Origin of the sequence: Candidatus Palibaumannia cicadellinicola, from assembly GCF_000754265.1 — a bacterium.
GTDB lineage: Bacteria > Pseudomonadota > Gammaproteobacteria > Enterobacterales > Enterobacteriaceae > Baumannia > Baumannia cicadellinicola_B.
The window spans coordinates 288,051-301,096 of the sequence record NZ_CP008985.1; the positions used below are offsets into that span (position 1 = coordinate 288,051).

Genomic DNA, 13,046 nt, shown 5'->3' on the forward strand with positions numbered 1-13,046 from the left:
TGCTATCATTTACGTAGAATACCAATTCACATAGTTGCATATAAATGATATTACTATCCACGACGATACTAATAGCCCAGCTATGCCATCACTGTACATTCTTAATTCATCGGAAAGTAAAGTGACCATCTCGGTATTCCAAGATGGTAAAACGGCAGGATACCAAATAAAGTTCTTCATGCCCAACAAGGATTATTATCCCATTAATATTAAGGTCTACCGTACTTTATTTGATAATCCGCTAATGGCACTAGCTAAAAACGAGGAAGAAGATATGATTCGCCAGGAGATGCACCAACAGGCTTCGCAGCAGCTGGTGCATCAACTTTTGTTAGTGCTGCAACATGTGTATACTACTGATGATGCTTTGGCCAAGATCTTGTTGCCACAGCTGATGGTGGTCTCGGCAACGCGATGATCCGGATTTATCCGGAACAGCTCAGGACGCAACTACAAAATCATTTGCGTCCTTGCTATTTACTCCTTGGGAATGATCTCTTATTACTACAAGAGAGCGAAGACAGTATTCAAGCTAAGGCGCAGCTTCTTAAGTTTAATGAACATTTCCGCGTCTCATTAGAAGATGTCACTGATTGGGATACCATCTTCAGCCTGAGTCAAGTACTAAGCCTATTTGCCCACCGCCAGACTTTATTGCTGAGACTACCGGAAAACGGTGTAACTGCAACTATCGAGAAAAAACTAGCCATACTGGTGTCGCTGTTACATCCAGATTTCCTATTAATTTTGCGTGGCCAAAAACTAACTCGTGCTCAAGAAAATAGTTTCTGGTTCAAAGCATTGAGTAGCAATAATGCGGTGCTGGTTGACTGCACGACGCCTGACCCAGCACAATTACCATGCTGGGTGAAGAACCGTGCTAAAAACATGCATTTGTCGCTAGATGATGCTGCTTGTAAGTTGTTGTGTTATTGCTATGAAGGTAATTTACCTGCTCTGGTCCAGGCACTTGAGCGCCTAAAGCTAATTCATCCTGATGGCATACTAACTCTACCGTTGGTAGAAGAGGCAGTAACCGATACCTCTTACTTTACTCCGTTTCATTGGATAAATGCGGTACTGTCTGGCAACAGTAAACGTACGAGTCATATCCTACAGCAATTGAGGCTAGAAGCTAGGGAACCAGTGATACTCCTGCGCTATATCCAGCGAGATATTTTTCTACTACTTACCCTCAAACGTCATATGGCCTACACGCCTGCGCGTATATTGTTCGACCAGCATAAAATTTGGCAAAATCGCAGACCGTTGCTCATGCAGGCGCTACAGCGTCTTAGCGTACAACAACTCTATCAGGCAATAGCACTCATGCTAAAGATAGAACTCACGGTTAAGCAGGATTATAGTGATTATGTCTGGGCTGATATCAATGCCTTAGGACAACTATTATGTAGTAATACGCTTTTTCCTACCGCGATGATAGATGTCTGAAAGATTCTTGACAGCCTTCTACGGCGGAACCTTCGACCCTATTCATCATGGCCATTTACAGCCGGTGATAGCGTTAGCACAGTTAGTAAATTTACAACGCGTTATCCTTTTACCGAATCATATTCCACTACACCGTCCACCACCACAAGCAACCCCTCAGCAACGACTAATGATGACACGACTAGCTATTGCCGACACACCTGGTGAGCTTTTTATTATTGATGAACGTGAATTGCGTCGCGCCACGCCATCTTGGACTGTGGAAACATTTCAAGCTATACGTAGGGAGTACGGTCCTATGGCACCACTAGGTTTAATTATTGGTCAAGATTCTCTATTAACACTGCCACAGTGGCACCGAAGTAAAGAATTATTAGAGCTGTGCCATATTCTAGTTTGCGCACGACCTGGTTACCAACATGGTTATAACTGGATGGAAAATCGTTTAACAGATGATCCTACTGCGCTACACCACCAACCTGCGGGGCTTGTATATTGCGCTGCAACACCAGAATTAGCAATTTCAGCTAGTGATATTCGCGGACGCCTACATGCCATTCTACCCTGCTATGATTTATTAACGCCTTCGGTACAAGGTTATATTGACGAGCAAGGTTTATACCGCTAGTGTGCGCACTACGCTATAAAGCATAATTTTTAGCAAGTATGAATAATACAATTAATTATTATTAGATAATGCGATAGTTATCGTCAATTTTACGAAATGAAAATAATACGTAACCCATTTCGCGACTATTCAGCTGAATTAGCGCTGTTTGTGCGCCGTGTACTAGTAGCGTTTACCGGTATTTTGCTGCTCAGCGGTGTGCTTATCTTGAATTTATATTCTCTGCAAGTCACTAACTTTGAAGATTACCGCACCCGCTCTAATGAAAACCGTATTAAGCTGGTACCTCTCACGCCGAGTAGAGGAATAATTTATGATCGCAACGGTACACCACTAGCGTTGAACCGCACTATTTATCAGCTAGAACTGGTAGTAGAAAAAGTAGATAATTTAAAACAAACTCTCGAAGATCTGAGTTCTATTGTAGATCTAACTAATAACGATATAGCCCATTTCGAAAAAGAGCGTAAACGTTCACGAAATTTTACTTCATTACTACTAAAGTCAAATCTCACTGATGTACAGCAGGCACGTTTTGCTGTGAACCAATTCCGTTTTCCTGGCGTTGAGATTAAAGAATACCAGCGTCGTTATTACCCTTACTGCTCAGCTTTAACCCATGTTATAGGATATGTTGCCAAAATTAACGACTACGATATAGCACAGCTAGAAAAAAGGGGCATAATAGCCAATTATGCAGCAACGCACGATATCGGAAAACTAGGTATTGAACGTTACTATGAAAGCACCCTACACGGAAAAACAGGCTATGAAGAGGTAGAAGTAAACAACCGCGGCCGCGTTATTCGCCAACTACATCAGCAGCCACCACAGGCTGGCAAAGACATCTATCTTACGTTAGATTTAAGCCTACAACAGTATATTCAAAAACTATTAGCTGGTAGCCGTGCTGCAGTAGTAGTTGTAGATCCGCGAGACAGTGGTATCCGAGCATTAGTATCGAACCCCAGTTTCGATCCTAATCTTTTTGTAGAAGGTATTTCCAGTCAAGATTATCATAATCTACTAAAGGATGAAAATTATCCACTAATAAACCGCGCGACCCAGGGAGTATATCCCCCTGCGTCCACTGTTAAACCTTATATTGTAGTGTCTGCATTAACCTTAGGAGTTCTCGAGAAACATTTCTCGCTATTTGATCCTGGTTGGTGGAAATTACCAGGCTCAGAAAAACGTTATCGAGATTGGAAACGTTGGGGGCACGGTAGGCTTAACGTAACCAAGGCTCTTGAGGAATCAGCAGATACTTTCTTTTATCAGGTTGCCTATGATATGGGAATTGATCGATTATCAGAGTGGATGATAAAATTTGGCTATGGTCAGAATACTGGAATTGATCTTTCTGAGGAGCGTGCTGGCGTGATGCCTACGCGTCATTGGAAAATGAATCGTTTCAATAAACCTTGGTATCAGGGGGATACTATTTCAGTTGGCATCGGCCAAGGATATTGGACTGCTACACCGGTACAAATGTCAAAAGCACTGATGACGCTCATTAATAACGGTGCCGTCGGTACACCACATTTACTATTTGGTACACGGGAAAATGGTCAGCTCGTACAATATCACCAACATAATAATAGCCAAATTGGAGATCCGAATTCGGAATTTTGGGAAATTGCTAAAGACGGCATGTACGGTGTTGCTAACCGCCCCAACGGCACAGCACGGCAAAGTTTTTCCGATGCACCTTATAAGACTGCTGCGAAATCAGGTACCGCTCAAGTCTATAGCCTAAAAGCGAATGAAACTTATAATGTTCATAAGATAGCCGAACGGCTACGCGATCATAAATTGATGACAGCATTCGCCCCATACGATCAACCAACGGTCTGTGTAGTTGTGTTGTTAGAAAATGGCGGAGTAGGTCCGGCGGTAGGCACCATTACTAGGAAAATTTTAGACTACATGCTGCTAGATGAGAAGACACATGATTAAATGACAATGACTAATCATTCCCCACAAAGTATACTATTAAATAAACTACATATCGATGTGATGTTGTTATTTTTCATCACACTGCTACTACTCTACAGCGCCTTTGTGATATGGAGCGCCAGCGGTCAGGATATAGGCATAATGGAAGGCAAGATGGTTCAGATTATCATAGGCCTGTTGGTGATGCTAGTTTTAGCGCAGGTACCACCGCGAGTTTATGAAGGATGGGCGCCATATTTGTACATGTTATGCCTATTGCTACTAGTACTAGTAGACGTCTTCGGGCAAATTCGTAAAGGTGCCCAACGCTGGTTAGATTTAAGCTTGGTACGTTTTCAGCCGTCGGAAATCGCGAAAGTAACTGTACCATTAATGGTAGCGCGTTTCATTAACCGAGATAGTTATCCACCATCTTTGAAGAATACTGCCATTGCTTTGATGCTGATTTTTATCCCTACTCTGCTAGTAGCGGCGCAACCTGACTTAGGCACCGCGATCTTAATCGGCGCATCAGGTCTATTTGTGCTATTTCTTTCTGGTATTAGTTGTAAATTAATCGCAGTTGCTGGATTGCTCGTCTTTGCTTTTATCCCGGTGCTTTGGTTTTTCCTCATGCACGATTATCAACGAAACAGGATAATAATGCTATTAGATCCTGAAACCGATCCTCTTGGGGCCGGCTATCATATTATTCAGTCGAAAATAGCAATTGGATCTGGTGGTCTAAACGGTAAAGGTTGGCTGCATGGTACACAATCACAGCTAGAGTTCTTACCGGAGCGTCACACCGACTTTATCTTTGCGGTATTAGGCGAAGAGTTGGGATTCCTAGGCGTTCTAGTACTGCTGATGCTCTATCTGAGCGTGATTATCCGCGGTATAGTAATTGCCGCTAGTGCGCAGAATACTTTTGGCCGAGTGATGGCGGGAGGTTTTATGCTTATTTTTTTCGTTTATGTTTTTGTTAATATTGGTATGGTAAGTGGTATCTTACCCGTTGTTGGTGTGCCGCTACCGCTCGTTAGCTATGGTGGATCGTCTCTGATTGTGTTAATGATAGGTTTTGGTATAGTAATGTCGATACATACTCATCGAAAAATGTTGTCAAAAAGTTTATAAAATCAAAATGAGTACAAATCTCAAAGAGAGACAGGATAGCCAATCCTGCGTCATCATAAATCCCGAGCCCGAGATAACGACACAGACTGATTACGTAATTATTCGACAACTTGGCCTACAACCCTATGAACTAGTTTCACTCGCTATGCATAGTTTTACTGAGCAGCGCCGAGCGAAAACTAGGGATGAAATATGGCTGGTGCAGCATCAACCTGTTTTTACTCAGGGGCAGGCTGGTAAATCAGAACACTTACTGATGCCCGGAGATATTCCAGTAGTTCAAAGCGATCGTGGTGGACAGGTAACCTATCATGGTCCAGGTCAACAATTAATGTATGTCATGCTCAATTTGCGCCGGCGTCAGCTCAACGTACGCAATCTAGTCACGCTACTAGAGGAAACGGTGATCGCTACCCTTTCCCGCTTCGCCATTACTGCTGATACTCGTACCAACGCACCCGGGGTATACGTAGGAGACGATAAAATTTGTTCTATCGGTTTGCGCATTATAAAAGGCTGTTCTTTGCACGGCCTAGCGCTAAACATAACTATGGATTTAGCACCGTTTTTATGTATTAATCCCTGTGGTGAAGCAAGCTTGCGTATGACTCAAGTTAGTGAGCTGTCACCAGTTACACCCGTAATAGAAGACATAGTTACGGTATTGTTAGAAGCGTTCCTGTCGCGACTTGGAGCAACAATAGGAGTTCCTAAAACCTGGAGTCCTATTGATTACCTAGCTTAAATTATAATCGATACAAGCTGTTTGGCCCTTTTTATTTTAAAAGGATATTTTTTTGTTCGGGACTTACATGTTGATGAATAACAAGAACAAAATTAAGATAGAATACGGTATAAAATATCTTGATACAGAGCAAATTACGTTAAAAGCTGTGAAAACTAAAACTATAAGAAGTGAAGCAATATTACGTAAACCTTCATGGATGAGGATTAAACTACCAGCAAATTACGACCGTATTCAGATAATCAAGACCGCAATGCACAAAAATAGCTTACACTCTATATGTGAAGCAGGATCTTGCCCCAATATTGCTGAATGTTTCAATAACGGTACTGCTACTTTTATGATTCTAGGTACTATCTGTACCCGCCGTTGCCCTTTTTGTAACGTAGCGCATGGTCGACCATTCACTCCAGACATCAATGAACCAGAAAAACTCGCGGAAACCATTACCCAGATGAGATTGCGCTATGTAGTAGTTACTTCGGTAAACCGCGATGATCTACAAGACGGTGGTGCGAAACATTTTGTAGATTGTATCCGTGCTATTCGCGCAAAGAACTCTACTACTCGCATTGAAATACTGGTACCAGACTTCCGTGGTCGCATGAAACAGGCACTTGAAATAATTAATACCGCGCCACCTGATGTGTTTAACCATAATATAGAAAACGTACCACGTCTTTACCAGCAGGTTCGACCGGGTGCGAACTATCAGCGGTCGTTAAAGTTGCTTGAACAATTCAAAGAAGATAATCCATCTTTACCAACTAAATCTGGTCTGATGGTAGGCTTGGGCGAAACTAAAGAAGAAATAATGGACGTCATCCGTGATTTACGCCTACACGGTGTTACTATGCTAACGCTTGGTCAATATTTGCAGCCTAGCAGTCATCATTTACCGGTCAAACGCTATGTAAGTCCGCAAGAATTTGATGAAATCAAAGCAGAATCACTGGCTATGGGTTTTACCTATGCTGCTTGCGGTCCTTTTGTGCGCTCTTCCTACCATGCTGATTTACAGGACAAAGGCATTGAAGTGAAATAACATATGAGACGAAATCAATATGGCGCTTTTTACTATGTTATAAAATGGCAATGCTGGGGAACTAAGTCTGTTGAAAATAACAATAGACATAACTTATACACTAATGTTATTATATTATTGATTTTACCATCACTCACTATTGTGCTATTCAAAATATCATCAATGACCGCACTATCGCTCAGCTCATATTAAGTTCAAAATATGGTGTCTTATCATCTTTCATTATAACCTATGGTGCAGCATGTCTTCGGTATCACAAGCTCGGAGCTTGGGTAAGTATTTTCTTTTCATGGATAATATGCTGGTAGTAATGGGCTTTTATATCGTCTTTCCGCTTATCTCTATTCGTTTCGTCGATCAACTGGGTTGGGCCGCGCTACTAGTCGGCATTGCTCTTGGACTGCGCCAATTTATTCAACAAGGTTTAGGAATTTTCGGCGGTGCTTTCGCTGATAAACTGGGAGCAAAACCAATGATTATAACCGGAATGCTGATGCGTGCTCTAGGTTTTGTGTTCATGGGTATCGCCGATGAACCGTGGCTGCTCTGGCTGTCCTGCACCCTATCCGCGTTAGGTGGTACGTTATTTGACCCTCCCCGTACGGCACTCGTTATTAAACTTACTCGACCATGGGAGCGTGGTCGTTTTTATTCACTATTAATGATACAGGACAGCACTTGTGCGATGGTTGGTGCACTGCTAGGGAGCTGGCTATTACAATATAATTTTGAACTAGTTTGTTTAGCTGGTGCTGTGCTGTTTGTGTTCGCAGCTATTTTTAACGCCTGGTTACTACCAGCTTACCGCATCTCTATGGTACAGACCTCTATGCTAGAAGGAATGCGACGGGTACTGTATGACCAGCGTTTTGTAACCTATGTTTTAACATTGACCGGTTATTATGTCTTATCAGTGCAGGTGATGTTGATGCTGCCTATACGGGTAAATGAGGTTGCTGGTCAGCCCGCTGCGGTAAGATGGACATATGCTCTCGAAGCTGCCTTATCGTTATCGCTATTGTACCCAATTGCTCGATGGAGCGAAAAACGCTTTCGTTTAGAAACAAGATTTATGGTAGGCCTCACGATAATGTTACTGAGTCTATTTCCTATCGGGATGATTCATAATTTACAAGTGTTATTTTTCCTAATCGGTATATTTTATACTGGTTCGATTATCGCCGAACCAGCACGCGAAACTTTAGGCGCATCACTAGCAGATCATCGCGCACGTGGTAGCTACATGGGCTTCAGCCGTATCGGCCTAGCTTTCGGGGGAGCAATTGGCTATAGCGGGGGCGGCTGGCTTTATGATATAGGCAACCAGCTAGATATACCGCAGTTACCTTGGTTTATGCTAGGACTCATAGGTCTAATTACCCTGCTGGGCTTCTATTGCCAATTTCAGCCCAGCAGCGCTCCATCTGATGTTTAATTTAATAGTAGGGGCAAGGACAGAATATAATGAATGGTCTAACAAAATCATTTTGTTGCAGCCTTGCAAAAATAGCGCTAGTAAGGCACTAGTAACGTCTCTTCTAGCCAGAGAGTTACCAAAGTACTATGCAATTAAATATACCGACTTATCTGACTTTGTTCCGTATTGTCATAATACCGTTCTTTGTCCTAACCTTCTATTTACCCTTTCAGTGGGGGCCGCTTGCAAGTGCGTTAATTTTCGTTCTTGCGGCGGTTACTGACTGGTTAGATGGTTTTTTAGCACGCTACTATAAACAAACTACCCGCTTTGGTGCATGTCTTGATCTAGTTGCAGATAAGGTTATGGTAGCTGTTGCGCTAGTACTAGTAGCAGAACATTTTCATACCTGGTGGATAACGTTACCAGCCGCTACTATAATTGCACGCGAAATTTTTATCTCTGCGTTACGAGAATGGATGGCAAAAGTAGGTAAATGTCGTAACGTTGTCGTTACTTGGATTAGCAAAGTCAAAACAACTACACAAATGCTAGCATTAGTAGCACTACTATGGCGCTCTCAAGAGCTAGTTACGTTGATAGGCATTGTTGCTTTGTATATCGCAACAATGTTGACCTTATGGTCAATGTTTCAGTATTTATACGTTGTATGGCGCGCTATGGTACGAAAAAAACGTCAATTATCTTGACTGCTATTTTAAACTTAGTATAATTAGGTTATTAGGTAGAAAGCCGCAATTTAGCTGCGGGAATAGCTCAGTGGTAGAGCACAACCTTGCCAAGGTTGGGGTCGCGAGTTCAAACCTCGTTTCCCGCTCCAAAGTAAAATTAATAAATTTCCTTATAAAAGTTATTTATGCGGAATATTATATTTTAGTAAAATCATTTATTCTCCCAATCGTTGTGAATTATTTCAGGTAACAGATCTCCTACCAGAAAAAAAATTATTTATATACGGCGCGTTGGCAGAGTGGTTATGCAGCGGATTGCAAATCCGCCAACCTCGGTTCGATTCCGGAACGCGCCTTAAGTTTTCCAATGCCCGGGTGGTGAAATTGGTAGACACAAGGGATTTAAAATTCCTCGGCTTTTAGCTATACGAGTTCGAGTCTCGTCCCGGGTACCAGATAATAATCATCAAAGATATTTGATAATCTCAATCTAGATTACTCCCATCTACTGATACTGATTTCTATTTCATATTATAAAACTGGTGCGAGATGAAGACAATTGTCTATGTTTCCTGTCCTGAAAGTAAACAAATTCATGTGTTACAGATGGATAACAGGGGTATACTAACGCGACTACAGGTGGTCAATACGCCGGGAATAGGGCAGCCAATGACCATCAATCCCGCTAAAACACATCTGTATCTTGGTGTACGTCCTGTTTGTAGCGTAGTTAGCTACCGCATTGATATTAATCATGGTTTACTCAGTGAAGTAGGCCGAGCGTCACTATCTAGCAGCCCAACCCATTTAACCACTGATTTATTAGGCCGTACCTTGTACTGTGCTTCTTATAACGGTAGCTGTTTAAGCGTCAGCCCAATCAATGAACAAGGTATTGTGGGCGCGCCGATGCAAATTATCGATCAGTTAATAAATTGTCATTCATCTAATGTGGATACTAATAATCTAGTCGTATGGGTTCCTTGTCTAAAAGAAGACCGTATCCGTCTATTCCATAGAGCTAAAGCAGGTACCTTAATACCCTATGAACCAAAAGCAGTGCAGTGTATGATCGGTGCTGGTCCGCGCCATATGGCATTTCATTATGCTGGTGGATATGCTTATACTATCAACGAACTGGATAGTACCGTTACGATATGCACAACCCATAATCCGTGTATAATACAAACTATAGATATTATGCCAGCTTATTTAGACGATTCTAGATGGGCAGCAGACATTCATATAACCCCTGATGGCCGATGGTTATATTGTAGTGATCGTAGTGCAAGTATCATCGTCTGTTGTAGTGTATCAGAGAATGGCAGGGTATTACATCTAATGAGACATCAGACCACTGAAATCCAGCCAAGAGGATTCAATATCGATACTACAGGGCGCTATTTAATTGTCAGCGGCCAGAAATCCAATTCTGTTACGGTGTATGGTATAGATAAACAAAACGGCGTCCTAAATCAATTGTCCCGTTACGCTGTCGGTCAAGGTCCCATCTGCGTAGTAATTATTAACTTGTAGTATAGAAGTCATCTTCATTAATGCTTCTGATATAATCTATTCTTTTACTGTTGAATAATTTCTTATGCTAAAAAATGAGTTTTATAATCTAGAGCACTAGCTATGGCGTAAATTAAATGCTGCATCGCTTCTACATTAATAATATATGGCGGCATGAGATAAATATACCTGCCAAATGGTCTAATCCAAACTCCTTGATCAACAAACCAGCTCTGTAGCGTAGACAACGCTATTGGCAATTTAGTTTCTACGACACCAATAGCCCCTAATACTCGCACATCTCGGACTTGCGGGTGACTTAATAAAGGTAGTAAACCAGCACGTAGTTGCGCAGTAATAGCCGCAACACGCGGGCGCCAGCTTTCGTCTTCTAGTAATGAAAGACTGGCATTGGCGGCAGCACAGGCAAGCGGGTTACCCATGAAAGTTGGACCATGCATAAAGCAGCCTGCATCACTATTACTAATAGTTTCTGCGACATGACGGCGCGTTAATGTGGCGGATAGTGTCATTACGCCACCGGTTAGCGCTTTACCTACGCAGAGAATATCCGGTGAGATACCGGCGTGATCACAGGCAAACCATTCACCGGTACGACCGAAGCCGGTAGCTATTTCATCAGCAATCAGTAGTAACCCATATTGATCGCATAACTCGCGTACGAGCCTCAAGTAGTACGGATGGTAAAAGTGCATGCCGCCTACGCCCTGCATAATAGGTTCCAGAATAACAGCAGTCAGAGACGTATGATGAGTAGCAAGAGTGGTACTAAGGTTCAGATCGTCGCCAGCGCGCCAGGTATCTCCAAAACGTCGTTGTGGTGAATCTACAAACAAGTGTGTCGGTAGATAGTTTTGATACAATCTATGCATAGAGTTGTCGGGATCGCATACAGACATCGCGCCAAAAGTATCACCGTGATAACCTTGGCGTAAAGCTAGAAACTTACCACGCGGCTTTCCGCTAGCCTGCCAATATTGTATAGCCATTTTCATAGCAACTTCTACCGCTACAGATCCGGAATCAGCTAAAAAAACACACTCTAGGCCAGAAGGTGCCAACGCTACAAGACGTTGGCATAACTCTACCGCTGGATAGTGGGTAATGCCGCCAAACATAACGTGTGACATACGGCTTATTTGATCGTTCATTGCTTGGTTAATGACCGGATGGTTATAACCATGAATGGCTGCCCACCAGGAAGACATTCCGTCTACCAACCTACGTCCATCGCTCAGGGTGAGTTCACAGCCGGCAGCTGATAGAACGGGATAGCTAGGTAATGGATGGGTCATTGAAGTATAGGGATGCCAGATATGACGGCGATCAAAAGCAAGGTAGTCTTGGTGCATCTGTGAATCCTATCAAATATGTATCTTTAATATTGTGTTGACAGTATAATGGCAAACTATAAACTAATACTATTAATTTCCATCATGATGTTGGAGCATAGATTATGCCAGAAACTCAACGTTGGACGCTAAAACAGGCCACCGCACTGTTTGATAAGCCTTTTTTTGATTTACTCTTCCACGCTCAACAAGTACACAGAAAAAATTTTCTCCCAGGACAAGTACAAATCAGCACACTTTTGTCGATTAAAACCGGATCCTGCGCCGAAGATTGTAAATATTGCCCACAGAGCTCCCATTACGACACCAAATTGGATAGTGAGCGTCTAGTGCAGTTACAGCAAGTTTTAGACGCAGCGGAACAAGCACGTAATGCAGGTTCAACACGTTTCTGCATGGGAGCTGCTTGGAAGAACCCACATGATCGTGATATGGAATTGCTTGAGAGCATGGTGCAAGGAGTTAAATCCATGGGATTGGAAACCTGCATGACCTTAGGCATGCTTAGTAGTAAGCAAGCACAACGTCTAGCAGAAGCAGGTCTAGATTTCTATAATCATAACTTAGATACCTCGCCGGAATTTTACGGTAGTGTCGTTACTACACGTAGTTATCAAGATAGGCTGGAGACACTTGAAAAAGTCCGTAAGGCAGGGATAAAAATATGCTCTGGCGGTATCCTAGGCTTAGGGGAAGCGATCATCGATCGCGCTGGGTTATTGGTACAACTAGCTAATTTACCGGAACCTCCGGAGAGTGTGCCGATCAACATGCTCGTTAAAATAAGTGGTACGCCGCTGGCCGAAAATGAAGATATAGATCCTTTCGATTTCATCCGTACCGTTGCTGTAGCACGCATTATGATGCCTACCTCTTATGTTCGCTTATCTGCAGGACGCGAACAGATGAACGAACAAACCCAGGCGATATGCTTTATGGCCGGCGCTAATTCCATTTTCTACGGTGGCAAGCTACTGACCACCCCTAACCCAGCAGAGGAACGTGATAAAGCACTATTTCGTAAGTTAAATATTAAGATAGAGACGTATACTCCCAATAGTACGAATAGGACGTTGTTAACTAAGCAATATTACAATGCAG

At 42.6% G+C, this 13,046-nt stretch carries 11 protein-coding genes, 3 tRNA genes and 1 pseudogene; 14 read left to right on the plus strand and 1 reads right to left on the minus strand.

Annotated elements, in window-relative coordinates:
- Nucleotides 1–34: 34 nt before the first annotated feature.
- The 13 genes from lptE (at nucleotide 35) to pgl (ending at nucleotide 10,593) form a co-directional block, all read left to right on the plus strand.
- Nucleotides 35–418, plus strand: a complete 384-nt coding sequence (gene lptE / locus IM45_RS03620; protein ID WP_144241938.1) for an LPS assembly lipoprotein LptE — start codon at nucleotides 35–37, stop codon at nucleotides 416–418.
- On the plus strand, nucleotides 415–1,452 hold the full coding sequence (gene holA, locus IM45_RS01335) for a DNA polymerase III subunit delta (protein WP_038498293.1): 1,038 nt from the start codon (nucleotides 415–417) through the stop codon (nucleotides 1,450–1,452). Before lptE ends, holA begins: the two co-directional genes overlap by 4 nt.
- Nucleotides 1,445–2,080, plus strand: coding sequence for a nicotinate-nucleotide adenylyltransferase (gene nadD / locus IM45_RS01340; protein WP_038498296.1), 636 nt, complete (start codon nucleotides 1,445–1,447; stop codon nucleotides 2,078–2,080). Before holA ends, nadD begins: the two co-directional genes overlap by 8 nt.
- 96 nt (nucleotides 2,081–2,176) lie before the next feature.
- Entirely contained in the window at nucleotides 2,177–4,039 is a 1,863-nt protein-coding gene (mrdA, locus tag IM45_RS01345; protein ID WP_051984599.1) for a peptidoglycan DD-transpeptidase MrdA, read from the plus strand.
- 6 nt (nucleotides 4,040–4,045) lie between these two features.
- Entirely contained in the window at nucleotides 4,046–5,158 is a 1,113-nt protein-coding gene (mrdB, locus tag IM45_RS01350) for a peptidoglycan glycosyltransferase MrdB (protein ID WP_038499521.1), read from the plus strand.
- A 7-nt stretch (nucleotides 5,159–5,165) separates the two neighbouring features.
- Nucleotides 5,166–5,903, plus strand: a complete 738-nt coding sequence (lipB, locus tag IM45_RS01355; protein ID WP_081901718.1) for a lipoyl(octanoyl) transferase LipB — start codon at nucleotides 5,166–5,168, stop codon at nucleotides 5,901–5,903.
- A 73-nt stretch (nucleotides 5,904–5,976) separates the two neighbouring features.
- On the plus strand, nucleotides 5,977–6,948 hold the full coding sequence (lipA, locus tag IM45_RS01360; RefSeq protein WP_038498299.1) for a lipoyl synthase: 972 nt from the start codon (nucleotides 5,977–5,979) through the stop codon (nucleotides 6,946–6,948).
- Nucleotides 6,949–7,189: 241 nt separating this feature from the next.
- A complete protein-coding gene (mdtH, locus tag IM45_RS01365) occupies nucleotides 7,190–8,383 on the plus strand; it encodes a multidrug efflux MFS transporter MdtH (RefSeq protein WP_038498302.1) in 1,194 nt (397 codons plus the stop codon).
- Between the two features lie 128 nt (nucleotides 8,384–8,511).
- A complete protein-coding gene (gene pgsA / locus IM45_RS01370) occupies nucleotides 8,512–9,075 on the plus strand; it encodes a CDP-diacylglycerol--glycerol-3-phosphate 3-phosphatidyltransferase (RefSeq protein WP_038498305.1) in 564 nt (187 codons plus the stop codon).
- Between the two features lie 56 nt (nucleotides 9,076–9,131).
- A tRNA-Gly gene (locus tag IM45_RS01375) sits at nucleotides 9,132–9,206 on the plus strand.
- A gap of 136 nt (nucleotides 9,207–9,342) precedes the next feature.
- A tRNA-Cys gene (locus IM45_RS01380) sits at nucleotides 9,343–9,413 on the plus strand.
- 13 nt (nucleotides 9,414–9,426) lie between these two features.
- Nucleotides 9,427–9,512, plus strand: a tRNA-Leu gene (locus IM45_RS01385).
- 94 nt (nucleotides 9,513–9,606) lie between these two features.
- Nucleotides 9,607–10,593 (plus strand): 6-phosphogluconolactonase, encoded by a 987-nt coding sequence (gene pgl, locus IM45_RS01390; protein WP_038498308.1) that lies wholly within the window; start codon nucleotides 9,607–9,609, stop codon nucleotides 10,591–10,593.
- Nucleotides 10,594–10,655: 62 nt separating this feature from the next.
- On the opposite strand, the gene bioA is transcribed toward pgl, so the two are convergent.
- Nucleotides 10,656–11,945, minus strand: a complete 1,290-nt coding sequence (gene bioA, locus IM45_RS01395) for an adenosylmethionine--8-amino-7-oxononanoate transaminase (protein WP_038498311.1) — start codon at nucleotides 11,943–11,945, stop codon at nucleotides 10,656–10,658.
- A 104-nt stretch (nucleotides 11,946–12,049) separates the two neighbouring features.
- Here bioA and bioB point away from each other — a divergent pair.
- Nucleotides 12,050–12,977 (plus strand): annotated as a pseudogene (gene bioB / locus IM45_RS01400) (biotin synthase BioB); the annotation flags it as partial.
- Nucleotides 12,978–13,046 lie beyond the last annotated feature (69 nt).